This window comes from Variovorax paradoxus, from assembly GCF_000834655.1.
In the GTDB taxonomy this organism is placed as follows: domain Bacteria; phylum Pseudomonadota; class Gammaproteobacteria; order Burkholderiales; family Burkholderiaceae_C; genus Variovorax; species Variovorax paradoxus_F.
The window spans coordinates 50,168-73,565 of record NZ_JXQQ01000007.1 but is presented as its reverse complement, the minus strand read 5'-3'; the positions used below and the strand labels follow the sequence as shown (position 1 = coordinate 73,565).

Below are 23,398 nucleotides of genomic sequence, written 5' to 3'. Positions count from 1 at the left end.
TGCCAACTCCGAGTCACCGTGTTCGCACGACAGATTTCGCAGATCCCGGCTACGCGCAGGTTTTCACAACGCGCCCAGCGTTGACGTGATGCTCAACCAACATCCTTGCGAGCGAAGTTCTGGGGCCGGCTCTTGGCTTGCCGAAACAAGATCACCAGCCCCGAAATCAGGAAGTAGACCGCCCCCACCCCCGCATACCCCGCAAACGTCTGCACCACAGGTGCAGCACTCCCCTGCTGCGCCACGAAGAACCCGCCGGCCAGCGCAGACTGCGCGCCGCTCAGCATCATCACCCACTGCCCCCGATCGGCCTTGCGTCGGCGAATGGCCGTCGCCAGCTGAAGCAGCCCCGCCACGATCGCCCAGGTGCCGAAGATCAACAGAATGACCTGCAGGTGGAGCCCGAGCGAAACCACCACGGCCACGGTGACCAGCGCGCTCATCCAGGCGTTCAGCACCTGCGTGGGGTTGGCCTTCGCGCCCCCGGTCATCCGGGCGTCCCACAGGTTCGCCAGCGCGTCCCACGCGGGGTAGACGACGAGCAGCGCGGTCGCGACGATGGGCGACCCCTTGGCCACGGTGAAGGCGAGCGCGACCCACACGAAGGAAAACGCAGCGCGGGTGAAGTAAAGCTTGCGAAGCCAAGCGGCTCGCTGGAGTTGGGATGGGTTGGTGTCAGGCATGTCAATGGCGGCAAAGGCCGCATATAGAGAAAACAAGAAGGAAGAAAGACCGTCGCCCCTCGAGCGAGGCGGGTGCAGACAATTCTGTTGGGGCAGCCCCAGACGCGGTATCGGTCGAATGACCGACAAGGCCCGAAGACTGTGCGATGCTGGGCTTTTGCCCCCAGGCCCCCTCCTCATGTCCGACGACTCGACCATTGCGGTTTTCGACGCTGTCCGCGCGCTCGCCTTCATCGGCGACCTGAGCATGGGCCAGCCGACCGACCATTCGCTGCGCACCGCGTGGCTCGCGGGAATGATCGCGACCCAGGCGCGCTGCGACGCATCGCAGGTGGAGGCCGCCCGGCACGTCGCGCTGCTGCGCTGGTCGGGCTGCACGGCCAATGCGCAGGAGTTCGCGGACTTTCTGGACGACGACGTGCAGGGCCGGCAGGCGCTGCTTGCATCGCAGAAGCCGCGCGCCAGGCAGCAGCAGCCGCGCACCGCGCCCGTTCCCAACGCGATGCTCGCGATGGCCAACATCCATTGCGAAATTGCCGGCGACATCGCGAACACGCTGGGCCTGGGCGCCGACACCGAAGCGGCGCTGCGCGCCATCTTCGAGACCTACGACGGCGGCGGCGTGCCCGGCCTGCTGCAGGGCAACGAGGTGCCGCTCGCCACGTATGTGGTGGCGCTGGCGAGCGACCTGGAGATCTTCAGCCGCCTCTATGGGCAGGACGAGGCGCTCGCGCTGGCGCGCGGCCGCGCGAACAGCGTGTACCCCGCCACGCTGGTCGAAGCCAGCGAGCCGTGGGTCTCGACGTGGATGGCCACGCTCGACGCCCCTACCCCGCCGTGGACCGAGGTGGCCGACCAGCCCGCCTCGATGCTCAACCGCGTGGGCCTGGAGCTGGTGGGCGACGTGATCGACTTGAAGCTGCCCTGGATGACGGGTTATTCGCGCCGCGTGGCGCAGCTCGCGCGCGACGGCAGCGCGCGCGCAGGCCTCGATGCGGCCCTGTGCCACCGCACGTACAAGGCCGGGTTGATCCACGGCATCGGGCGGGCGTCGGTGCCCAATGCGATCTGGAACGCGCCGGAGCCGCTGCCGGCCTCGTCGCTCGAACGCATGCGGCTCGTGCCGTACTGGACGTCGCGCGCCGCCGGGCAGATCGACGGGCTCGCGCTCGAAGCGGACATTGCGTCGTTCGCCTTCGAGCGGCGCGATGGCTCGGGTTATTTCCGCGGGCGCTCGGGTACGGCGATGCCGGTGGAGGGGCAATTCGTCGCGGCGGCGGAGCGGTGGGTTTCGCTGCGCACGCGCCGTCCGTGGCGGGCGGAGTTCAGCGAGGCGGAAGCGGCCGAGCGCATGAGGCAGGACGCGGAGGCGGGCCGGTTCGATCCGCACGTTGTCGATGCGCTGCTCGCCACCGCGATGTCGCATGCGCCCGCCAAGCCTGCGGCGGCGAAGGGCGGCGAGCAGCCGCTGTCGGAGCGCGAGCTGGAGGTGCTGCGCTGCATCAGCAAGGGCGAGAGCACCAAGGAAGTGGCCCGCGCGCTGGGCATCAGCCCGCGCACGGTGCGAACGCACGTGGAGCGGCTGTTCCTCAAGCTCGAATGTTCGACGCGTGCGGCCGCGACCTTGAAGGCGTCCACCCGGGGTTGGATCTGAAGAGCGGCTCCAGGCGCTATGCCGGCCGCGGCGTCGGCTCGACCCACTGGGCGCGCCAGGCGGGCGCATCGAACGGGTCGGCAAAGTACTGCGTTTCGCGCGCCACCTTGCCATCGCGAAACTCCATGATGCTCACGGTGAAGGCGCTCTTGCCCGCGTAGTCGATCCGGTATTCGGTGACCCACACGTCGCCCTCCCCCGTGATGCGCCGCACCTCGAAGCCCGATGGCCTGCCGGGGTGATGGCTGCGAAGCGCCTGCAGGTTGATGCGCCCGTGGATGACCTCGCCCGACTGCGGGTACGCGCACACGGCATCGTCGTGATAGATGTCGTGCTCGGCGGCCTGGTCGCCCACGGCGGAGGCGAGCCAGTGCCGATCGAGTGCCAACCGGATGTTCTGTTGCGCTTGCATCGTCGATCTCCGTGCGGGTTCAGTGGCTTGCGGCCTCGATGCGCCGCGAGAAGTGCGTGGCCGGTCGCGGGCGGCTGGCCGCACCGGAGTCTAGGCATTGAAACGAATATTTCACTTGCCAACTACCCTGCTTTCGCAGACTCTGCGGGGCTCGCGTGGCACCCTTTCGGGAAGGGGTCCTCCCCCTGCCCTTCACAACCTGGAAGTTGCAATGCCGTCCGGACGATCGGTGTGCCGATTCCTCTCCACCGTGGGGTGGGTGGTCTTGCTCGCGGGCGCCGCGTACATAGGCGGAGGCGGTGGCACCGGGGCCGGCAACAGCCTCGCGGCCCTCGTGCCGGTCGCACCGGTGTTCTCGACCGGTGCCAGGCCGCAGCCGGGCGCCGCCGACCCTTCGCCATCGGAGTTCGTGCTCGCGGCTGCGAGCCGCGTGGTCTCCGACAGCATCACGTCGGCCAGGACGGGCGCCGCCTACCCCCTGCAGATCTACCTGCCGGCCTCGTACGACGGCGGCTCGGTGGCGGCGTACCCGGTCGTCTACGCGATGGATGGCGACGCGGTCTTCAATCCGCCGGGCACACGCTTCGCGAACTTCAAGGACATCCTCGACAAGCGGCGGGCGCAGGCGATTCTTGTCGGCATCGGCGGCACGTCGCGCCGCGAGCTCGACTACATGCTGCCCGGCGCGCACGCGTACCACGACTTCCTCACGCAGGAGCTGGTGCCCTTCATCGAGGCGAAGTACCGCGCCGACCCGCGCAAGCGCATGCTCACCGGCCTGTCGCTCAGCGGGAGCATGGCGGGCCTGGCGCTCTTCATGGAGGGGGCGAGCGGCATGCTCACGTTCTCGCACTTTCTTGCGTTCGAAGCCTCGTTCGATTCGCAAACGCCTCAGAACAACGCGCTGGAGCAGCGGATGTTCGACGCCTGGGGCAGCGGCAAGCCCTTGCCCGCAACGCTGGTGCTCACGCGCTGCGACAGCCCCAAGGACTGCAACTTCGGCAACGTCGACGACATGCGCAAGCGCCTGCAGTCGCGCGCCTATCCGCAGTTCGTGATGACCGAATCCACCTACCCGCAGACGCACACGGGGACCGACACCGTGTCTTTCGAAGACGTCGCGGCCCGGCTGTTTCCCTAGCCACGGCGCGGGATGGCATTGCGCCGGCTGTCGGCGTAAGCTGGTTTTTCTGCCGGCCAGCCAAGGTGAGCCAGCGAAATGCCGGGCGGCACTTGCTGCGCGAAGCCGCTGTGCGGGCTTTTTCGAAAGGACCTCCCATGCTGTCCGATTCGCCTGTCACCACCATGCTCCCCGTCAAGGACATGGACCGCGCCCGCGCCTTCTACGAAGGCTGCCTGGGCCTGAAGCCCGGCGGCCTCAAGCCCGACGGCAAATTCGTCTACTCGGTGGGCGGCAGCACGCTGTCGCTGTTTCCCAAACCGGAAGGCACCAAGGCCGACCACACGGCGATCAGCTTCCAGGTCGACGACATCGCCGCGAGCGTTGCGAACCTCAAGCGCGCGGGCGTGGTGTTCGAGGACTACGACTACCCCGAGCTGAAGACCGTCGACCACGTGTGCGTGCTCGGCTCGGAGAAGGCCGCGTGGTTCAAGGACACGGAGGGAAACTACCTCTGCATTCACGAGGACATGGCAGAGGGTTAGCGAGCGCGCGGTGCGTCGCGCTCGGGCTCGACCTTCTTCAAGCGCTTCGGCCGCACGGTCGGCGTGGCGGCCGGGAGTTGGCCGATAGCCATCATTGACCTTTGTTGCGCAACGCTCGGCCAACCAGCACCAACAGCAGGCCGAGCCCAACCAACACTGCCTCCATGAGCCAGCTGTGCTCAGTTGGGATCACGCGGTAGTAATGATGCATACCGCCGAACAGATGGACTGGCAGAAGATCGCCAAGCAATAGCAGAAGACTGCCTAGAGCCATTGCGACATATCCCATTCTCACAATCCAGGCCAGGTGCGTCTGCTTCATGCTTATGGTCTTGGCAGGATGTGCTCCTACGGCGGGCATTCGGCAGGCCTAGCAGTTAGCAGCTCTAGACGGCGCCTCTAGTGACGTTTCAGGTCTTCGGGTGCGGCCACGCGCAGGCTTTCGCTCAGGGTCGCAGCCCAATTGCGAGATCGATGCGCATCGCCCAAGATGCCGACGAGCAGATTTGGGGCAAGCTGCACAAGCCCACCCAATTCACCATCCGCGCCGCCGTATTCCGTCTCGTAGTTCTCAGTCCGCGCACGACGAAATTGACCCTTGTATTCCCACAGACCCTCGCGCGCCTGCTTCCCGAAAAATGTTACGGCTTTCAATGCATCGGGCGCTTCACCCAGGCGAGTTGGCAAGTGCCATGCACTGCCGTCGAAACTGAAGTCGCCGACCGTAATTTGCTTGCCGGCATCCAAGCGGCCGTTCGCAACCACGACAGATGCCACCGTGCCCACCGGCAAAGGACCCGAGGCTAGGTACCAGTCGCAGACATCGTATGGCGGCTGAGATGCGTAGCCTTCTTCGTGGCACTCGTAGAGGTCCTTGTCCCTTGGCTTTGCCATCTGAATGCTGAATTGGCACTCGTCCTCGCCACCTTCATTCTTGCTGCGCGACGGCCGTGTGACTCGGTAGGCCGCAGGCAGCTCGAACGCGACACCGCAGACTGCGATCGTCTTGCCGGCATTGCGCGGCTTGGAGGACATGTCATCGCCTCCGGCAGTGCATGCGCCTGATGTCAGAAGCAAGGCGGCAAAGGGCAGCAATACGCGTACGGAAACGCTACGGAAATTCATGTGAGCTCTCGATTTTGGCGGCCTTGCGGGTAAGATCATCATCGCAATTTGCTGCGCATGCTTTTGCCGCCGTCATGTCGTTTGCCAGTTTGCGATGGTTGGGGACTGGGCCAGCGTGGTGAAGGTCCGGTTCTAGCGGTGCTCTGCCTAATCGCCAGCGAGGCTGCTCTGCACCGATACTCCTTCGACCTCGAAGCTCACCTTGTCATCGAAATGAACATAGGCGATGACGGCATCCCAGAGCTCGTCAAGCAGCGCCTGTCCATTGCTGTCGAAGTCATTCAGCGCAGACAGGCGCAGCACACCATCTTTTGCTTCACATCTGACATCTTTCTGCCAAGGGCGCTCGGCGAACTCCGACAGCAGGTCAGGCACCGCATCAACGAGCCGAGCTTCCGTCAATCCCATGCAGCTTACGGTGACACGATATGAGGGCATCTTCAAAGTCCGCTTCTGGCTGCATTCTGCCTTTGCCTACCGCGCCTGCTCAAGGATGCTGATACGCCCACGAGCGAACCGTTCGATTTGCGACGCAGTCTCGTCGAGAGCAGCATCGCTCCGAAACCGGGCGCACTGTAGCGCCATGAACTTAGGGAACCGCTCTCGTATCCGTCGCTCCTCGCTTCACCTGTTGCCGGGCAAATAGGGTCTCGAAAGCTGTCGCTGCACGATGATCTGAACGCATGTTTCGAGTTCGAACGATGGCAGCAGCAACGAGGTGAGGGCATCGACCTCTATTGCACAGCGCAGCGTTTTATATTCCGGGTCGACGTCCTCGGGATACGTCATAAAGCCGGACGAGAGAGCCAAAACGGTGGAGGACGCGAACGACCTCCTAACCTTCCGATAAACAGCAATGTTTCGCCTCGAATAGTCCGCATAGCCGTATGCGTCAATGCAAGCGGCAATGCTCCCTTCGCGTGACATAAAGTGCTCGTCAAGGTCGGCGAACTCCCAACCGAGTCGCTCGGCCAGGATGGGACCGACAGAGGTCTTTCCGGCGCCGCCCGGACCGACGAGATGAAGAACCGTGGTCACTCGTAAATAAAGTAATGCGTCAAGCTGACGGTTTGGTCACGCCCGACTTTAGACGTCATCTTGTTGACGGTATCGCCAACGGATTCTGCCGCCGACTTTTCCAGTTCGGATACGCCAAGCACCTTGGCTAGTTCTGGAAGCGGGTCTTTGCAGTCGATGAGATAGCGGTGATAGAGGACCTCAAGATCGGCGCGTTGAGCCGCCGCATCTCCCTCCGGTTGTGGCTGGGCACGCGCGGTGGCCTGGCGTCGGATGAGGTCGGCCGCGAGACGACCGGACAAGCACCAAACGAACCCGTCATCGTAGGCAAGGCTGGGCTTTGGGTCGGCGAGGGCCGATAAGCCGAGGCACGCTGTCAGGAAGAGAACTGCAGTTCGAATAAACACGTGATTCTTGATCAAGGTCAGCTTGAACCTGGCAACGCGCTGGCTTGATGGTGTCGGTAAATGTCCGATGGTCGCCGACTGTAGCCGGTCGCGCCCTCCCGTCCAGCACGGCCAGGGCGGTGAAGAAGGCGGATCCGCCCCCGGGTAAATAGAGCGACCTGTGCCAACGCGCCGAGCGGCCTGCAAAGCCGCAGGGCCCCGTCCGACGCCTCCCGCGCCCAACGGCCGGTACCTTGCCAGCGAACTCCCGGAATTGCCACCATGAAACGCCCGTCCTCACATCTCGCCAAGCCCACCGTCCTGCTTGCCGCGGCCTTGGTCACGGCGCTCTTTGTCGCCGGCTGCGCGGTGTCGCCGAATGTCACGATCCGGCCGGTGCCGCAGGTCGACCTGCAGCGATTCGCTGGCGACTGGTATGTCATCGGCAACATCCCCACGCGGCCCGAGCGCAACGCCTTCAACGCGGTCGAGTCGTACACGCTGCAGCCCGACGGCAGGATCGCCACCCGGTTCCGTTATCGCGAAGGAGCGTTCGACGGCGAACTGAAGACGATGAACCCGGTCGGCACGGTCGTGCCCGGCACCAACAACGCGGTCTGGGGCATGCAGTTCGTCTGGCCGATCAAGGCCGAATACGTGATCGTCGACATCGACCGCGATTACCAGCTGACCATCATCGGCCGCAGCGATCGCGACTACGCGTGGATCATGGCGCGCACGCCGCAGATCTCCGAGGCCTCGTACCAGACGGCGGTGGCGCGCCTGAAGGAGCTGGGCTATTCGGTGGACGGCCTCCGCCGTGTGCCGCAGCGCTGGCCCGAGGCGCCCGCGGCGGGTGCGAAGCCGTAGCATTCGGGCACGGCCGGGAAACTGTAGCGGACGAACTCCCGGCGGCGCGAAGCTCACGCCAGGCCCCGGCACAGCCGCTAAAGTGCGCGCATATGACTGGCACCCACACGCTCCCTCCAGACCTCCAGGCCGCCATGCGTGCGCGCGACGAAGCCTTCTATGCTGTCGATCCGGCGCGTTGGGGCAAATACACCGCGAGCGACTTCACGACTGTCCAGCAGAACGGCCAGTTCATGACCCGGGCCGATCGGATCGGCAACCTCCAGACGCAGAAGCAGCGGCCCTACGTACCGCGCGAACGCGAGCAGCACGAGCAGCATGGCGACCTCGTGGTGACCCGTTTCTTCAGCGGCGGGTTGTGGGTGATGGAGGTCTGGAGGCGCATCGACGGTGCATGGGCCACCGTCATGACCCAAGCCACCACGGCGACTTCGACATCGCCCTGACCGGACGTCCATGCAGGGCCGATCAGGGCCGATGTCTTCGGCACCGTGCAAGAGTGAAATGCCAAACTTCGTCGCCACGCGGCTCGACGTGTTGACGAACCGCTCCAGCTTCGAGAAGTGAATGAACTCACCTCAAACCGACCTCTTCATCGATAAAGGGTACCTGCGGCTGGAGGGCTTCCATCCGAAGAAGCATGTCGCGGGCGTCCGGCAGAAACTGCTCGACGAACTCAAGCGGATGAAGGCGTTGCCCGGCGGAAAGAGCCCGTTGGGTTCGCTGCAGCGGCTGCCTGTCTTCCAGCAGATCGGAAAGCTCTCAGCGCTCGTGAAGGTGCCGGGCCTGCATGCGACGCTGGTGACGCCGGGGCTCATCGAGTACGTGACCCGGTTGGGCGGCCGCACCCCGGCCGTCCAGGACACGCAACTGCTGCTGTCACCACCCCAGCAAGGCGCCTCGACGCTCGAGGGGCTGAACTGGCATGTCGATATCTCCGCGAAGCCGCAGGGCCCGTTGCCGGGTGTCCAGGCCTTCTTCCTGATCGACGACGTGGCGCCCGGTGGCGGCGCGACGCTGGCGTTGGCCGGCTCGCATCGCGTCGACACGCCGGGGCGTCCCTCGGCGTCGCGCCTGCGCGAAACGCTGAAGACATCCGCAAGCATCGAGCAGAGTCTGCAGCAACTGGACATCGACATCGTCGAGATGTCGGGGCGCGCAGGCGATGTGTTCCTCATGGACCTGCGTCTCTTGCACACGCCATCGGTGAACGCGACGAAGAACGTGCGGATGATGGCGACGGCGCGCTGCTTCTTCGACGCCTGAGCGCAGCGCCGCCGCATGGCAGCGCGAGCCGACGGAGGCAGGGGCGCAAGCAGCAAGCAGGTGCACGCGCGCCCCGCTCCCCCTCTCAGACCCCTTCGATGATCCGCAGGTCCCGTTCGGCGCCGTCGCCCAGTGCAACGAGCGCGGCCTTGTAGTCGGGGCTGTCATGCGCGGCCGTCGCTTGCTCGACGCTGTCGAACTCGATCAGCACGGTGCGTTCGGACAAGCCGTGCTCGTAGACCTTGGCGGGCAGGCCGCGCGCCAGGAAGCGGCCGCCGCCGGCTGCGATTGCCGGGCCGGCGAGTTTCGCGTAGGCCGCGAGTTTGTCGGCGTCCTTGACGGCACGGTATGCACTGACCCAATAGGCTTTTGCCATGGTGATTTCTCTCTCGTAGCTGAATGGAAAAAATAGCCGGCCGACTGTAGCCGCTCGCAATGTCCGGCTCAATCGCTTCGGCGGCTCCGACCGAATGCCAAGGTCTTTTGGCAGGAACCCAGGCTTTGTTGTCATTGCCGTGCAAATGCGCAGCTCCTAGACTCGCCGCTCAATCCACCATGTCGAACAAGTCGGGCACCCTTCTTGTTGATGAATGCCTTGCATCAAGGAGCAAACCGCATGTCAAAGCTTCGATTCAGGATCTCGATGTCTCTGGACGGATTCGTCGCCGGCCCGAACCAGACTTTGCAGGAACCGCTCGGCGTGGGCGGCGAGCGCTTGCACGAATGGGTCTTTCCGCTGGAGGCCTGGCGGCGGCCGCATGGCATGGAGGGCGGCATCGCGAACGAAAGCACGCCGGTGATGGAGGAAGAACTCGCCAACATCGGGGCGACCATCATGGGCCGCAACATGTTCGGTGGCGGCCCGGGGCCATGGAACACGGCCGATCCCTGGAACGGCTGGTGGGGCGACACGCCGCCGTTCAGCCACCCGGTGTTCGTGCTGACGCATCACGCACGCGTCCCGTTGGTCATGCAGGGCGGCACGACCTTCACCTTCGTCACCGACGCGATCGAGAGCGCGCTCGACCAGGCGCGTCGCGCGGCAGGCGGAAAGGACGTCGCGCTGGCAGGCGGCGCCCGTGCTGCGCAGCAGTACCTGAAGGCCGGGCTGGTCGATGAAGCGCAGCTTCATCTGGTGCCGACGCTGCTAGGCGGCGGCGAACGCCTGTTCGACGACGTCAATGCGCTGGGCGACCTCGCCCTGGTGAAGACGGTCGCGACGCCGAACGTGGTGCACCTGAAATTCGCAAGGAAGTAGACCGGCGCGCAAGAAAGCTACCCCCGCTCCTGTCTAGCAAATTCCTGTCTGTTCCTTCCGCCCCGGCGGCTGGTGTCCGGAAGGCTTTGCAGAGGGACCTGGTGCGACGGCGTCGCGTCTCAGGCTCCAGATGCAGGCGGCAAGGCGCAGCAGGCCATCGACATTGCGGTCGTAAAACTCGCCGGTTGCATCTTCGGCCGCGATGAGTTCGGCGATATGGTCGATTGCAGCCGCCGGCGTGAAGCCCAACCCCGCGCGGGCCAGGTCCATCGACGTCATCAACACGTCAGTCTTTTGCATTTGTCGATCTCCTTGCCGATAGGGTTCAGCGAGACGGCAGCGCAGTGGCGCGCAGGATCTGGTCCGTCGCAAGCAAGAACGCACCGCCGATGGCCAACAAGATGACCCACACGGGCATCTGCAGTGCGCTGACCACTGCAAGGCCCGACGGAATCGCGCGGGGGTTGGCCGTGGTGCAGATGAAGTCCGCAGCCGCCATGCCCGTGTAGTGCATTGCGCACACGGCCACGCCCATCACGAGTGCGCCAAGGATTCGCGAGCGCCAGGTGTTCGTGTTGAACGCGAGCCACAGCGCAGCCGAAGCCGCGGCGATAGCGATCACGACAGACAACAAGACGACAGGTGTCGACCAATCGACAAAGCCGCCGAAGCGCATGCCGTGCATGCCCAGGTAGTGCATCACGGCCACCCCGCCGCCCAGAAGGGTTCCAGCCACCGCGATGCGCCGAGGGTCCTTGCGGCCCTTGGCCACATAGGAGAGCGCCGCCGAGGTCGCGACCACCGCGGCCACCAACGAGATCACCGTTTCGTACATGGAGTAGCCGACCCCCATCTTGAGGTCGATCGCGAGCATGCCCACGAAGTGCATCGACCACACGCCGATGCCCCCGAGCGCGACACCGGCAGAGATCGCGCTGTAGAAATTGATGCGGCCGTCGGAGCCGACGATCGTCCGGGCTGCGGACAGCGCGACCAGTGACCCGATGACCGCAATCGCATACGACAGGGCCACGAGGGGCACGTCATATTCGGGAACGATGGTGATGTTCATGATGCGTCGCAGACAACGTCCGGCGAAAGGTGGAAACGGGCGAAATGTACGTGCGTACTTTTGTTATCAAAAGGAACAATGTGTAAACCGGCAAATGCTTGTAAACAAGCGTGATCTAGTTGGCATGAATCAGCCCATGGCAGCCACAGACGGTCGGATCGGTCAAGAGCAACGTCCTCGCGATCGGTCGGTTGCCGTATGCCGCCGTCCCCTGCGGTCCGGTGCGCGCCTCGCTCCGACCTCGCGGCAGGGGCCGCACGTTTAGGATCGTTCGATCCAAGGGTGAAAAAAGGGAGCGCGAATGAGCAGCAAGGTCGCCGGCGCAATGCGCATCGCCGCGGCAATGACGGTGGTGGTGTCGTTGATCGCAGCGGGTTGGCTTGCCCGCTCGCCCTGGATCGTGGTGCTGGCGACGCCGGCGTTGACCGTGCTCTATGCCCTGGGCAAGTTTCGCCAGTGGCAGATGGCCTGGCGCGCCGGGGGCGTGAGGTCCGTCTGTCTGGCCCTGCTGGTGGCATTGCCCGTCCAGTTGGTCCTCGGGTACGTCTTCTACTTGATCGGGCGCGGCCTCGGGAGCCTGGTCGCACCGGCACCCGTCCTTGCGTTCGGCGCGAGCGACCTGCTGGGCGTCGGCTTCGTGTTTCTGATCGGCCTCGCATGCTCCTTCGCCATCATCAAGCTGGAAGCGAACGCCTCGGACCGTGAGGATGCCCACACCCCGACAGCCGTCGACCGCACCGCGGCCCCGACCGAAGAGGTGGAGCTCGACATCGACCCGAGACCGCTCACGCCGGATACCTTCTTCAAGTCACCCGGCTACTGGCGCCCCGACCCGTTGCGCGAGGCGCTGGAAGGTCGCGGCAAGCGTGTCGCCAAGCCGCCGCTCGCGGCCAGCGATGCGCAGATCGCCGCTGCAGAAGAACGGACGGGCTTCCGGCTGCCCGAAAGCCTGCGCGCGCTCTACCGGACGTTGGATGGCGGCTACGTAGGCGCGCTCTACGTGCCGCTCAAGCGCGATGCCGGCCCCGTCTTCGACGATTGGCGCGGCGCCTTCAGCATCGACTACTCCAGCCTGTATCCGTTGAAAGACCTTCGCACGGTCCGCGCTCATTACGAAGACTTCACCGACGATCCGGACGACATGCCCGCCCAGGCGGACACGCTGCTGGTGCTGCAGGCGCGCTATGGCGACATGACGCTGCTCGACTACGGCCAGCCGGGCGAACCACGGGTTTCGATCGTCGACTTCGCCAGGCATGGCGATCTCCCCGACATCACGTTCGAGAGCTTCGATGCCTTCTTCCAGGCACTGCGGCGGCCCAAAGAAGAAGCGCCCCGCCCTTTCGACCGGACGCTGTTTCGCAGCAAGCCGCTGGGCGACCTGTCGAAGGAAGATCGCGCGACCGCGTTCTGGGGCGAAGGCGTCCATCCTTTCGTCAACATGGCCAAGGGAAGAGACGACGGCTGGCAACCGAAGGCCGCGGCTGACGACGCATTGATCGACGAGACCGAAGCGCGGCTCGGCGTGCCGCTGCCCGAAGCGATCCGGCAGTTGTGGCGTGCGAGGAATGGCGGCAATGTCGCGTACCGGTTCCTGGAAGACGGCCCCGGAGAGTTCGAGCCTTTCGAGGAATTGGCGCCGCTGGAATACGTCGCAACGCTCGCCGAGCTTTCGAGGCGCATCGACTTCGCGCCTGGAGAAACGCCCTGGCATGCGTCGATCGCCGGTGCAGACAAGCTCGTGGTGCTGAACGCCAGGCGCGATGAACTGGTGCTGCTGGACTACCGCCGGGAAGGCGATGCGTCGCTCCTGGTGGTCGAAGATTTTGGAGACGCCGGCATCGGCAACGCACGCACCTTCGAAGACATCCGCGTGCTCATTGCGAGGCTGCGCAAGTTCGAGCGGTCGGCGTCCAGCGCAAGCTAGGCGCTGCTTAGCCGCGAACTGCCGACCATTCGCCAGGGCGAGCGACCGGTCTTCTAGCCATTCAGTACGAGAGACCCCTGCGGATATTGCTCGCACATGAAATCGACAAACGCCCGAACCTTCGGTGCAGGGAGTCGCCTCGACGTATGCAGGACCCAGAGCGCGACCTCCACCCCTGAAACCATGCCCCACTGAACCAGTTCTCCGCGCGTCAGCTGGTTCCATGCGATCGACTGCGGCATCAGGGCGGCGCCGGCGCCGGCAACCGCAGCGTCGCGAATCATCAGGAATGAAGAAAGCCTGAGCTTGGGGACCGGCTCCAGGACAAGGCGTCCGTCGTCGAGTGTCCAGTTCGTCGGTTGAAAGCTTGTGGACACGATGCTCGGAACCGGGCTGACCTTGCCGGGGGTTGGCACGGGCACAGAGGGCGCCGCCACGACCACCAATCGGTCCTTGGCAAAGCACCGGCCCACAAGGCTGCTGTCCGGGCTTGGATTGATCCGGATCGCGGCGTCGAACTGCTCCTCGACGAGGTCGACCAGGCGATCGTCCGCCACCACCTCGCATGCGACATCGGGATAAGCCGCGCAGAACTCGGCGGAGATGCGCCCCATTGCAAGCTGGGAGAACAGCACCGGCGAAGCGACACGCAGGCGCCCGCGCGGTACCGACAAGCCTTCGCGAGCGGACGTCATGGCGTCGGTCACCTCGTGCATCGGCCCTTCGGTGCGGTCCATCAGCACCTGCCCGGCTTCCGTGAGCTTGAGCCCGCGGGCGCTGCGCTCGATGAGCCGCACGCCGAGCTGCTCTTCCAGATCGGCGATGCGCCGGGACAAGGTCGCCTTCGATCTGCCGCTCGCGCGGCTTGCCTTTCCGAGGCCTCCATTCGCTGCGACGAGGGCGAAATCGGTCAATGCGTTCAGGTCCATGTGTTCCGAATTTGAAACGAGGTGTCTTCATCTTCGCATCTTCGTTTTATCGATGCAACGGCCTATCTTCTCCCCATCGCAACTTCGACATGAGGAAATTGAAATGACCACCACACAACGCGCAGTCCTGATCCGGGCTTATGGGGGTGCTGCCGCCGCCGAGATCGCCGAGATCGCAAGGCCCACCGCCGGACAGGGCCAGGTCCTGGTCCGCGTTCGGGCCGCCGGCGTGAACGGCATCGACTGGAAAGTTCGTGAAGGATTCGTCCGGGACGCTTTCCCGCTTCAACTGCCCGCCGTGCTGGGTATCGAACTCGCAGGCGTTGTCAAGGCGGTCGGGCCCGGGAGCTCACGCTTTCACGTGGGCGATCGCGTCATGGGCCCGCTTGGCGGGCTGGGTGCCTATGCCGATTTCGTGGCCGTCGACGAGGCCAACCTGGTGCGCACGCCGCAAGGGCTGGACGACGCCCATGCGGCCGGCGTCCCCGTGGCGGCCGTGGCCGCCTGGCAGAGCTTGCATCACGCGGGTCCGATCGCCGCAGGTCAGCGAATCCTGATCCACGGCGCAGCGGGAGGCCTGGGTGGCTATGCCGTGCAGTACGCCAAGCGGGCGGGCGCCGTGGTCTTCGCAACAGCGTCGACTGCGCACGTCGCGTACGTTCGCAGCCTGGGCGCAGACCACGTCATCGACTACCGGACCGAACGCTTCGAATCGGTCGCCAGTGACATCGACCTGGTGCTCGACTACGTCGGCGGCGAAGTGTTGGATCGCTCGTGGCAGGTGCTGGCGAAGGACGGCGCGATCGTCGGCACGTCATCGCCCGACATCCTTGCCCGCACGCCTGCCGGCCGTCGCGGACTGTGGTTCATGAACAAACCGGACGCGGCGCTCCTGGAACGGCTGGCGGCGGAGATCGCCCAAGGCACGCTGGTCTCGAAGCTCGACGAAGTCGTGGGCTTCAACGACCTCCCCGCGGCCATCGAACGCAATCGCACAGCCCCTCGCATCGGCAAGGTCGTCGCGGACTTCTCGCTTTGATCGCTCCTTCCCCTCTGACCGTTTCCCCCTCAACCCTGGAGATTTCCATGAGCATCCTCGTCACAGGTGCCACCGGCACCATCGGCTCCCTCGTCGTTCAAGGGCTGGCCAGCGCCGGCGCCCAAGTGAGCGCCTTCGTTCGCACACCCGGAAAGCAACGGCTTCCAGCCGGCGTCAAGGAGGTCGTCGGCGACCTGACCGACGTGCCCTCGATGCGCGCGGCGCTCTCATCGGTGCGCACGCTGTTTCTGATCAACGCCGTCACGCCCGACGAGGTGACCCAAGCCCTCGTCGCGCTGAACCTGGCACGCGAGGCTGGAATCGAGCGCATCGTCTACCTGTCGGTCATCCATGCGGACAAGTTCACCGATGTGCCGCACTTCACCGGCAAGCACACGGTCGAGCGAATGATCGAGAGCCTCGACATTCCGGCGACCATCCTCCGGCCGGCCTACTTCATGCAGAACGAACGCACGGTCCAGCAGGTGATCCAGGGCTACGGCGTCTACCCGATGCCGATTGGCTCGGCGGGCGTCGCGATGATCGATGCGCGCGACATCGCGGATGCCGCCGTCACCGAACTGCTGCGCCGCGATCGCGCGCCCGCGCCTTCACCGCGCACGATGTTGGAGCTGGTCGGGCCCGAGCTGTTGACTGGCGAGTCGGCGGCCAGGATCTGGAGTGCCGCGCTCGGTCGCGAAGTGATTTACGGTGGAGATGACGTGGCAGCCTTCGAAGCACAGATGGCCACATCGGCGCCATCCTGGCTTGCCTACGACATGCGCCTGATGATGGCCGGGATTCAGAAGTTCGGCATGCACGGCGCGGACGGCGCAGCCGATCGCCTGGAGGCCATTCTTGGCCGTCCGCTGCGCACGTACACCGACTTCGTCAAGGAGGCCACTGCCGCGCCGTAGGCGAAGCGCTTCGTACTATCGGCAAGAAGCGGTCCCTCGCGGCCGACGTTCGAAACTGAGGCAGGCAGCCGCGACGAGTTCAACCCCTGGTCTGCGGCAGTTCGTCATTTTGGATCGATGACATCGAACTCGAACTGCACCGGAGCGGAGTTTTCGACGTAGGCGCTGATGAGGTAGTGGCCGGCAGGATCGCCATCGGCCACGTCCCAAGACTTCGAGATGGTGCCGTTGTAGATCGTCAGGGTCACGTCCAGCGAAATGGTCTTGCGATCCGCCGACGTGCCGTGAGGCTGGCCACCGCTGCCCCACGTCTTCGGGGTCTCTGGCAATGTCACGCGTTCGAGAACGCGGACCTTGCCGGATTGCTGGTTGAGTCTCAGGATCCACCCGTAGTTCTGGTTGATCGTCCGTGGGACGGTTGTCGAAACCTTGAAGTCCAGCACGTCGTTGTTGGGCGCGAGCTTGAAGAGCCCAAAGACCGCATCGAGCGGGCACGCTCCATTCGCTGTGGGAGCGACGGCGCAAGCTTTGAAAACGGCGGCATTGGATTCGGCAACGGATCTTTGCGATGCCGCGTCCGTTGTTTGAGCGCCAATGTGGGTGCAAGCGAGTGCGGCGAAAAGAGCAAGAAGGCGGCGTGAATACTTCATGGCAAATGAGCCTCAGCAAGCGACTGTCAAACGATCGAACCTTGCATGTCTTGTGGAACAGGTTGGGCCAGGAGCGAGCTCGACCTTCGATGCGAGATGCGCCCGCCATGCTCTCCCTGCGACACACAGCAGCAGTTCTGCGAGCGGAATCTACTTGAATGCAAGGCTCAAGGGCTGGCGCCCGTCAACCAGGCGCAGCCGGCGGAACCCTAAGCGTGCGCTCCCGAGAACGTCCTCGCAGGGCTCCTGAGCAAGCTCACCACACTCCCGCCCAGCGCGGCCAAAGCCGCCACCCCCAGGCCCCAGTGCACGGCGCTGTGCGACGGCAGGAGCCCGAACATCAAACTCATCAACAGGCTCCCGAGCGTCAGCCCGGTGAGCCGCGCAGTGCCCTGCGCGCCACCGGCCGCGCCACTGCGTTCCTTGGGCGCCGAGAGCAGCATGTTCTGGTTGTTGGGTGTCTGGAAAAAGCCGAAGCCCAGGCCCGCGAGGCTGGTGAACACCGCGATCGGCAAGGCCGGGTGGCCGTGCAGCGGCCACACAGCGCAGAGGGCCAGGCCGGTTGCGAAGCACGCGCTGCCGGCTGCGCAGAGCCAGGCGCTCGGCACGCGCCGGGCCAGGCGTGCGGACAGCGGTGCGGCCAGCATCACGGCCAGCGGCCAGGGGGTCATCAAGAGGCCGGCGGTCACCGCGCTCTGGCCGAGTTCGTGCTGGATGTAGAACGGCAGCGCGACAAGGCTCGCCATCTGTCCGGTGAAGCAGCACACGGAGGCGACGATCGAGACCCGGAAGGAATGCACGCGCAGCAGGTCGAGCGGGATCAACGGCGCGGCCTTCGGCATCTCGCGCCGCACCAGCAGCACCATGCAGACGGCCGACAACACGAGCAGCGCGCCGCCGTGCAACGGGTGCATCACGAGCCGGTCGCTCCCGAGCACGAAAGAGGCGAACATGACCGCATTCAGCGCGATGCTCCACGCGTCGATGGGGCGCTCCGAGCGGGGCGCAAGCGCCGGACCCGGCAACCCTGCGCAGGCGGCCAGCACAAGCAGGCCGATCGGCAGGTTCACCGCGAAGAGCCACGGCCAGCTCGCCGCGGAAAGTATGAAAGCGCCAAGGGTGGGCCCGGCCGCTGAAGCGGCCGCGACGGCGAGCGCGTTCCAGCCGATCGAGCGCGCCAGCAATCGACGCGGGTAAGTGAAGCGCAGCAGCGCCAACCCAAGGGGCATGACCGCCGCACTGCCCAGGCCCTGGAGGCACCTCGCGGCCACGAGCCATGGCATCGAGGGGGCCAGCGCGCACAACACCGACGCCGCGGTGAACAGCGCGACGCCGCCCGCGAACACGCGCCGGTACCCGAACCGCTCCCCGACGGCAGAAGCCGGCAAGAGGAACATGACCACGGCCAGCTGGTAGGCGGTGATGATCCAGACGGCATCGGCGGGTGTCGCCTGCAGTTGCTCGGCAATGCCCGGCAGCGCGATGTTGGCGATGGCGCCATCGAGCACGACCAGCACGCCCGCGCCCAGGATCGCGGCGACGGCCGCGAAGCGCCGCGGCAGAGGCAGGCCGTCGGCGTCGTTCACCGCCTGGGTTTCGACGGTGCGGGCAATGGCGAGGGAAGCGTTCGATCGAAGGGTGGAGGTCAGCATGATTGGACGACTGGTGGAGGCACGCTCTATCGCGTCAGGTCAGCTTAGGACTGCGTGCGCGGCTTGCACAGCGCGCGGCGCGCAGCTTGTTCCTGCATGCGGCGCCTGCTGGAATCGGCGCTGCCGTGCTAGGTTCGGGCATGCCGACAGATGCCGACCTGAACCTGCTGTTTGCGCTCAACGCACTTCTTTCCGAGGGCAGCGTCGCGAAAGCTGCCGAGCGCCTGGGCCTGAGCGAGTCGGCCATGAGCCGTGCGCTCGCACGGTTGCGCGAATCGACCGGCGACCAGTTGCTCGTGCGCGCAGGCCGCGCCATGGTGCTCACGCCGCATGCGGAGGCACTGCGCGATCGCGTGAGAGACCTCGTGCAGGAGTCGCGCGCGGTGCTCCAACCCGCCGGCGCGAGCATGGACCCGCGCACGCTCCGGCACCGCTTCACCATACGGGCCAACGATGGTTTCATCGAGGCCTTCGCGCATCAGCTGGTGGCTCGCGCCGCGCACGAGGCGCCCGGCGTTCGCCTGCGCTTCGCGCCCAAGCCCGACAAGGACGTCCGGCCCCTGCGCGAGGGGCTGCTCGACCTGGATGTCGGCGTTCTCGGCGAGTCGGGCCCGGAGGTGCGCGTGCAGGCGCTGTATCGCGACCACTTCATCGCGGTGGTGCGGCAGGGCCATCCCCTGCTCGCGGAACCCGAAGTCACTGCCGAGCGCTACGCCGCCTGCGACCACGTGGTCACTTCACGCCACGGCCGGACCGTGGGGCCGGTGGACGACGCGCTCGCAGCGATGGCCCTGGTGCGCAACACCGCGGTCGTGGTGCCCAGCTTCGGCACCGCGTTGTCGATCGCGGCCGCGACCGACCTGGTGGCGTTGATACCGTCCTCGTATTTCGAGCACCTGCGGGCGAAGGGCACGCTGTGCGCGATTCCGCTGCCGATGCCCACGGCGCAGATCACCGTGTCGCAGATGTGGCACCCGCGCCTGGACCGGGACCCTGCGCACCGGTGGCTGCGGGGCCTGGTGCTGGAGGTGTGCCGGCCGCGGAGCGAGCAGGCCGGGGCGCCGTAACCGCATACCCGGCCTCGGTGGGCATCTGCCTATGATCCCGGCATCGAACACCAGGAGACAAACCATGGCCGCCCGCTACCCCCTCGCCGAACTCAAGGACCTGCCTGAAGACATCCGCACCGCGATCCTCGCCGTGCAGGAGAAGGCGGGCTTCGTGCCCAACGTGTTTCTCGGCCTCGCGCGCCGCCCTGCCGAGTGGCGCGCCTTCTTCGCGTACCACGACGCGCTGATGCTCAAGGAAGAAGGCTCGCTCACCAAGGGCGACCGCGAAATGATCGTGACCACCACCAGCGCGGCCAACCAGTGCCTCTACTGCGTGGTGGCGCACGGCGCGCTGCTGCGCATCTACGAGAAGAAGCCGCTGGTCGCGGACCAGGTGGCGGTGAACTACCGCAAGGCCGACATCACGCCGCGCCAGCGCGCGATGCTCGACTTTGCAATGAAGGTCTGCGACCGCTCGCACGAGATCGACGACAGCGACTTTCCGCCGTTGCATGCCCACGGCTTCGACGACGAGGACATCTGGGACATCGCGGCCATCACCGCGTTCTTCGGGCTGAGCAACCGGCTCGCGAGCTTCAGCGGCATGCAGCCGAACAACGAGTTCTTCCTGATGGGACGGCTGCCGCGCGAGAAGAAGTAAAGGCCTGCGTCCGGCGAGGCGCGAGTCGGCGTGCTCGGCTCTCGCCGAAGAGAAATCCGTTCACGCCGAGCTCGTCGAAGCGCCGCGCGAGGCTTCGACAAGGTCAGCCCGAACGGTTCGACATCAGGCCTTCGCGCGGCACGACGCCAGCGCGTCCAGCGCGGGCTTGTAGGTGGGAGTGTTCACGTCCATCATGCCCAGCACCGTGTGATAGAGGTTGTCGTGCGTGAGCGGCGCATCGAGCCCCGCTTCCATGCAAGAGCGCGAGAGCTTGCGGCGCTCGCTCATGCCTTCGCTGAACCAGGTGACCATCGGCACGTGCTTCTGCGCCTCGGGCGCGAAGCTGTACGGCACGCCGTGCAGGAAAAGGCCGTATTCGCCCAGCGATTCGCCGTGGTCGCTCACGTAGAGCATCGCCGGGTCGTATTGCTTCGACTGCGTCTTGAGCCAGTCGATGGTGTCGGCGAGAAAGCGGTCGGTCTGCACGATGGAGTTGTCGTAGACGTTCATCAGCTCGTTGTGCCCGCACTCGGCCAGCGCATTGGTCCTGCACTCGGGCGAGAAGCGCTTCACGTCGGGCGCCGAGCGCTTGTAGTAGGCCGGGCCGTGGCTGCCCATCTGGTGCATCACCAGCACCACGCCCTTGGCGCGGCGTTCGGCCGGCAGCGCCGCGATGCGCGCGTCCAGGTTCTTGAGCATCACCTCGTCCAGGCACTCGTCGCCGTCGCACAGCGCCTTCCTGGTGGCCGCGTCGAGCCCGTCGAAGGCCGATGCGTTGGGGATGCGGGTGCACACGTCCTTGCAGCCGGCCTGGTTGTCGAGCCAGAGCACGGCCAGGCCCGATGCCTGCAGCACGTCGACCAGGTTCTCGTAGTCGTCCTTGCGCGATTCGTAGCCCTGCTTGCCCAGCGGCGAGAACATGCACGGCACCGAGGCCAGCGTGTTGGTGCCGCACGAATGCACGTCGCGATAGCTCAGCACCCCGCGCTTGGCCAGCTCGGGCGTGGTGTCGCGTGCATAGCCGTTGAGGGCGAAGTGATCGGCCCGCGCCGTTTCGCCCACCACGACCACGAACATCGGCGGGCGCACCTGGGCCGCGTAGCTCGCGCCGAGCGAGGTGCCGGCGGTGATGGGAATCAGCTTGCCGCTGCGCTTGAAGAGCGGCTTGATGAACACGGCGCCCGTCGAGTAGAGGCTCGCGATCGGATTCATCATGTAGCGCAGGTGAACGTTGTTGCGCATGAGCGGCGCGAGCTGCCGGTTCATCGCCACGCCGGTGCCCAGCGCCACCACCACCGCCAGCAGCAGCAAGGCCGCGTTGCGCCAGAGCTTGGAGAGAAAGCGCATCGGCGCGATGCGCACGCGCCAGATCAGCAGGCCCGCGGGCAATGCGACGAGCAGCACGTTGAAGGCCATGCGCCAGCTCAGCAGGTCGCGCGCTTCGTTCGGATCGGTCTGCAATGCGTTGGCGATCATGGTCGGGTCCATGACGACGCGGTACTCCAGCATGTAGTGCTGCGCCACGGCGGACAGCAGCACCACCGCGAACCACAGCGGCTTGAGCCAGCGCGACCAGGCCGTGAGCGAGAGCATGGCCACCGTGCCGCACAGCGTGAGCAGGCTCATGGCAATGACCGTCGGCAGATAAGTGCTGGGCGCCCCGCCGATGCGGGCCAGTTCGTTCCACAGCGGCCAGTTGGTGGCCAGCACCAGGTACAGGCCGATGCCGAGCACGACCAGCCCGGCGGAGCGCGGGCGTGCGAGCCATTGGTCCAGGCGCATCCACAGCGCGCCGGCCAAGGAAAAGTGTGGTGCCGATGCCTCGGCAAAAGCGGCGCGATGCGCAGGTGCGGGCTCGATACGCGAAAAGGACATGCAGCGACTGTAGGGACGCTGCCTGAAAGGAGCCTGAACTCGCCGTTCAGGCCGTGTTCAGGCTCGCCGAGCGCGTGCGCGCCTGCGGCGGGCCGGCATCCTGGCCATGGCCAGGCCCAACGGACGGCTCACGCCGCGCTCGACCATGATCGACACCAGCGCGCCCAGGAGCACGGCGGCGGCCACGTCCGAGGGGAAGTGCAGCCCCAGATAAAGGCGGCTCCACCCCACCACTGCCGCCACGACGAGCGCAGCCAGCATGGGTGCGCGCTGCGGCAGGCACCACAGCGAGAAAGCGGCAGCAAAGGTCGTGGCCGTATGCAGGCTCGGAAAGCCCGGCCGCGCGCCCTGTGGCGCCCACTGGATGCCCAGGCCGTAGGCCGCGGGCCTGGGGAACGGCAGCGCCGAGCGGAACACGTTCACGATGACCCACGTGGCGAGCACGCTCACCAGCGCGGTGAAGAGCGCGTAGCGCCAGCGCTTGTCGACCATCGCGCCCGCAACGATCGTCAGGGCCAGCAGGGCTGGCAGCACCTCGGAGGCGAAACGGGCGAACTCGATGAGCCACAGCGCCGCCGAAGCGTCCGCGTTGAGCCATCCGAACAGGGCGAAATCAAGTGCTTGCATGAAGGGGCGCTGCAGACTCGGGCAGCTTCCGGTGGTTCGGGCGCGTCACAGCGACGTCGGTGGCGAACCCCACGGCCCAGCAGACCCACGCGGTCCAGAGCGTGTGGCTCATGTAGTGGGCGCCACGCAATTGCTGCGACAACCCCAGCGCCAGGCCGGCGACCACCGCCACGCCCAGCCAGATGAACGCCGCGCGGGTGGACACCCGGCGCAGCACGAAATACCCGCCGACGTAGGCGAATGCGGCCGAGGCATGCCCGGCCGGAAAACACCCGCCCGCCCCGCCGTCGCTCACGCCCCACGACCAGTGCGAGACGTAGCGCGCCACGCCGCCGAACTCCTTCAGGTCCCAAGGACAGCTGGTGTCGCTGAAATGCTTGATGAGGCTCACGGCCACGACCGAGGCCAGCACGGTCGCAGCCAGCTGCACCCGCTCCCGCGTCGCGAGCTTGCGCAGCACGCCGACCGGCCAGCGAATGGCCACGAACAGGCCGATCACCAGCAACCAGCTGAGGTCGCGGGCACCCGCGTGCATCACATGGACGAGGAAGGGGTTCTCGCGCCACGGAAAACCCATCGGCGTGCCGGCCAGGCGCGCCAGCAGTAGGTCGCCGCGGGTGGCGTCCCAGATCATCAGTGCGACCAATGCAAGCAAAGTCAGGAC

The 23,398-nt window shown here is 65.8% G+C and carries 28 protein-coding genes; 12 read left to right on the top strand and 16 right to left on the bottom strand.

The window, feature by feature from the left end; all coding sequences use genetic code 11:
- Nucleotides 1–92: 92 nt before the first annotated feature.
- Entirely contained in the window at nt 93–683 is a 591-nt protein-coding gene (locus tag RT97_RS02220) for a DUF308 domain-containing protein (RefSeq protein WP_042577228.1), read from the bottom strand.
- Nucleotides 684–861: 178 nt separating this feature from the next.
- On the opposite strand from RT97_RS02220, the gene RT97_RS02215 reads away from it, so the two are divergent.
- Nucleotides 862–2,337 (top strand): HD domain-containing phosphohydrolase, encoded by a 1,476-nt coding sequence (locus RT97_RS02215; RefSeq protein WP_042577155.1) that lies wholly within the window; start codon nt 862–864, stop codon nt 2,335–2,337.
- Between the two features lie 16 nt (nt 2,338–2,353).
- Here the strand turns inward: RT97_RS02215 and RT97_RS02210 are convergent, their stop codons facing one another.
- On the bottom strand, nt 2,354–2,749 hold the full coding sequence (locus tag RT97_RS02210) for a nuclear transport factor 2 family protein (protein ID WP_042577154.1): 396 nt from the start codon (nt 2,747–2,749) through the stop codon (nt 2,354–2,356).
- 211 nt (nt 2,750–2,960) lie between these two features.
- Here RT97_RS02210 and RT97_RS02205 point away from each other — a divergent pair, with 211 nt between their 5' ends.
- Nucleotides 2,961–3,890: an alpha/beta hydrolase gene (locus RT97_RS02205; RefSeq protein ID WP_080898139.1), complete on the top strand. Its 930-nt coding sequence runs from the start codon at nt 2,961–2,963 to the stop codon at nt 3,888–3,890.
- A 137-nt stretch (nt 3,891–4,027) separates the two neighbouring features.
- Nucleotides 4,028–4,414, top strand: a complete 387-nt coding sequence (locus RT97_RS02200; protein WP_042577153.1) for a VOC family protein — start codon at nt 4,028–4,030, stop codon at nt 4,412–4,414.
- 91 nt (nt 4,415–4,505) lie between these two features.
- Here RT97_RS02200 and RT97_RS02195 read toward each other — a convergent pair whose 3' ends face one another.
- The 5 genes from RT97_RS02195 to RT97_RS02180 all read right to left on the bottom strand — a co-directional run bounded on the left by RT97_RS02195 (nt 4,506) and on the right by RT97_RS02180 (nt 6,978).
- Entirely contained in the window at nt 4,506–4,736 is a 231-nt protein-coding gene (locus RT97_RS02195) for a hypothetical protein (RefSeq protein WP_042577152.1), read from the bottom strand.
- Nucleotides 4,737–4,813: 77 nt separating this feature from the next.
- Nucleotides 4,814–5,449 carry a hypothetical protein gene (locus RT97_RS02190; protein WP_042577151.1) on the bottom strand — a complete coding sequence of 212 codons (636 nt, stop codon included), beginning with the start codon at nt 5,447–5,449 and terminating at the stop codon, nt 4,814–4,816.
- Between the two features lie 237 nt (nt 5,450–5,686).
- Nucleotides 5,687–5,947 (bottom strand): hypothetical protein, encoded by a 261-nt coding sequence (locus RT97_RS32970; protein ID WP_155403710.1) that lies wholly within the window; start codon nt 5,945–5,947, stop codon nt 5,687–5,689.
- 216 nt (nt 5,948–6,163) lie between these two features.
- A complete protein-coding gene (locus RT97_RS02185; RefSeq protein WP_052810529.1) occupies nt 6,164–6,577 on the bottom strand; it encodes a shikimate kinase in 414 nt (137 codons plus the stop codon).
- A complete protein-coding gene (locus tag RT97_RS02180) occupies nt 6,574–6,978 on the bottom strand; it encodes a hypothetical protein (RefSeq protein WP_155403709.1) in 405 nt (134 codons plus the stop codon). The genes RT97_RS02185 and RT97_RS02180 overlap by 4 nt, the downstream gene beginning before the upstream one ends.
- Nucleotides 6,979–7,224: 246 nt before the next feature.
- On the opposite strand from RT97_RS02180, the gene RT97_RS02175 reads away from it, so the two are divergent.
- The 3 genes from RT97_RS02175 to RT97_RS02165 all read left to right on the top strand — a co-directional run bounded on the left by RT97_RS02175 (nt 7,225) and on the right by RT97_RS02165 (nt 9,078).
- Nucleotides 7,225–7,812, top strand: a complete 588-nt coding sequence (locus RT97_RS02175) for a lipocalin family protein (protein ID WP_042577149.1) — start codon at nt 7,225–7,227, stop codon at nt 7,810–7,812.
- Between the two features lie 92 nt (nt 7,813–7,904).
- Nucleotides 7,905–8,258, top strand: coding sequence for a DUF4440 domain-containing protein (locus tag RT97_RS02170; protein WP_042577148.1), 354 nt, complete (start codon nt 7,905–7,907; stop codon nt 8,256–8,258).
- A gap of 121 nt (nt 8,259–8,379) precedes the next feature.
- The gene (locus RT97_RS02165; RefSeq protein WP_042577147.1) at nt 8,380–9,078 is read left to right on the top strand and encodes a phytanoyl-CoA dioxygenase family protein; all 699 of its coding nucleotides are present in this window, start codon (nt 8,380–8,382) and stop codon (nt 9,076–9,078) included.
- Between the two features lie 85 nt (nt 9,079–9,163).
- Here the strand turns inward: RT97_RS02165 and RT97_RS02160 are convergent, their stop codons facing one another.
- Nucleotides 9,164–9,454, bottom strand: coding sequence for a DUF1330 domain-containing protein (locus RT97_RS02160; protein WP_042577146.1), 291 nt, complete (start codon nt 9,452–9,454; stop codon nt 9,164–9,166).
- 240 nt (nt 9,455–9,694) lie between these two features.
- On the opposite strand from RT97_RS02160, the gene RT97_RS02155 reads away from it, so the two are divergent.
- Nucleotides 9,695–10,336 (top strand): dihydrofolate reductase family protein, encoded by a 642-nt coding sequence (locus RT97_RS02155; RefSeq protein WP_042577145.1) that lies wholly within the window; start codon nt 9,695–9,697, stop codon nt 10,334–10,336.
- 33 nt (nt 10,337–10,369) lie between these two features.
- On the opposite strand, the gene RT97_RS02150 is transcribed toward RT97_RS02155, so the two are convergent.
- Nucleotides 10,370–10,636 (bottom strand): hypothetical protein, encoded by a 267-nt coding sequence (locus RT97_RS02150; RefSeq protein ID WP_253278107.1) that lies wholly within the window; start codon nt 10,634–10,636, stop codon nt 10,370–10,372.
- A gap of 25 nt (nt 10,637–10,661) precedes the next feature.
- The gene (locus RT97_RS02145) at nt 10,662–11,408 is read right to left on the bottom strand and encodes an MHYT domain-containing protein (protein ID WP_042577144.1); all 747 of its coding nucleotides are present in this window, start codon (nt 11,406–11,408) and stop codon (nt 10,662–10,664) included.
- 301 nt (nt 11,409–11,709) lie between these two features.
- Between RT97_RS02145 and RT97_RS02140 the strand changes: the two genes are divergently transcribed.
- Nucleotides 11,710–13,335, top strand: coding sequence for an SMI1/KNR4 family protein (locus RT97_RS02140; RefSeq protein WP_042577143.1), 1,626 nt, complete (start codon nt 11,710–11,712; stop codon nt 13,333–13,335).
- 53 nt (nt 13,336–13,388) lie between these two features.
- On the opposite strand, the gene RT97_RS02135 is transcribed toward RT97_RS02140, so the two are convergent.
- Complete coding sequence (locus RT97_RS02135) at nt 13,389–14,264, bottom strand: LysR family transcriptional regulator (RefSeq protein ID WP_042577142.1); 876 nt, start codon at nt 14,262–14,264, stop codon at nt 13,389–13,391.
- A gap of 103 nt (nt 14,265–14,367) precedes the next feature.
- On the opposite strand from RT97_RS02135, the gene RT97_RS02130 reads away from it, so the two are divergent.
- Together RT97_RS02130 and RT97_RS02125 are read left to right on the top strand one after the other, a co-directional pair.
- Complete coding sequence (locus RT97_RS02130) at nt 14,368–15,303, top strand: NADP-dependent oxidoreductase (protein ID WP_042577141.1); 936 nt, start codon at nt 14,368–14,370, stop codon at nt 15,301–15,303.
- Nucleotides 15,304–15,350: 47 nt separating this feature from the next.
- Nucleotides 15,351–16,220, top strand: a complete 870-nt coding sequence (locus tag RT97_RS02125) for an NmrA/HSCARG family protein (protein ID WP_042577140.1) — start codon at nt 15,351–15,353, stop codon at nt 16,218–16,220.
- Nucleotides 16,221–16,324: 104 nt separating this feature from the next.
- On the opposite strand, the gene RT97_RS32965 is transcribed toward RT97_RS02125, so the two are convergent.
- Together RT97_RS32965 and RT97_RS02115 are read right to left on the bottom strand one after the other, a co-directional pair.
- Nucleotides 16,325–16,870, bottom strand: coding sequence for a hypothetical protein (locus RT97_RS32965; protein WP_155403708.1), 546 nt, complete (start codon nt 16,868–16,870; stop codon nt 16,325–16,327).
- Between the two features lie 209 nt (nt 16,871–17,079).
- Nucleotides 17,080–18,522 carry an MFS transporter gene (locus RT97_RS02115; protein ID WP_042577138.1) on the bottom strand — a complete coding sequence of 481 codons (1,443 nt, stop codon included), beginning with the start codon at nt 18,520–18,522 and terminating at the stop codon, nt 17,080–17,082.
- 140 nt (nt 18,523–18,662) lie between these two features.
- Between RT97_RS02115 and RT97_RS02110 the strand changes: the two genes are divergently transcribed.
- Complete coding sequence (locus tag RT97_RS02110; RefSeq protein ID WP_042577137.1) at nt 18,663–19,589, top strand: LysR family transcriptional regulator; 927 nt, start codon at nt 18,663–18,665, stop codon at nt 19,587–19,589.
- A gap of 64 nt (nt 19,590–19,653) precedes the next feature.
- Entirely contained in the window at nt 19,654–20,232 is a 579-nt protein-coding gene (locus RT97_RS02105) for a peroxidase-related enzyme (protein WP_042577136.1), read from the top strand.
- A 123-nt stretch (nt 20,233–20,355) separates the two neighbouring features.
- Here RT97_RS02105 and RT97_RS02100 read toward each other — a convergent pair whose 3' ends face one another.
- Genes RT97_RS02100 through RT97_RS02090 form a run of 3 tightly spaced genes read right to left on the bottom strand, consistent with a single transcriptional unit; the run spans nt 20,356 to nt 23,389 of the window.
- Nucleotides 20,356–22,107 (bottom strand): phosphoethanolamine transferase, encoded by a 1,752-nt coding sequence (locus RT97_RS02100; protein WP_042577135.1) that lies wholly within the window; start codon nt 22,105–22,107, stop codon nt 20,356–20,358.
- 57 nt (nt 22,108–22,164) lie between these two features.
- Nucleotides 22,165–22,734 carry a phosphatase PAP2 family protein gene (locus RT97_RS02095; RefSeq protein WP_042577134.1) on the bottom strand — a complete coding sequence of 190 codons (570 nt, stop codon included), beginning with the start codon at nt 22,732–22,734 and terminating at the stop codon, nt 22,165–22,167.
- Complete coding sequence (locus RT97_RS02090; protein ID WP_253278106.1) at nt 22,721–23,389, bottom strand: phosphatase PAP2 family protein; 669 nt, start codon at nt 23,387–23,389, stop codon at nt 22,721–22,723. The genes RT97_RS02095 and RT97_RS02090 overlap by 14 nt, the downstream gene beginning before the upstream one ends.
- Nucleotides 23,390–23,398 lie beyond the last annotated feature (9 nt).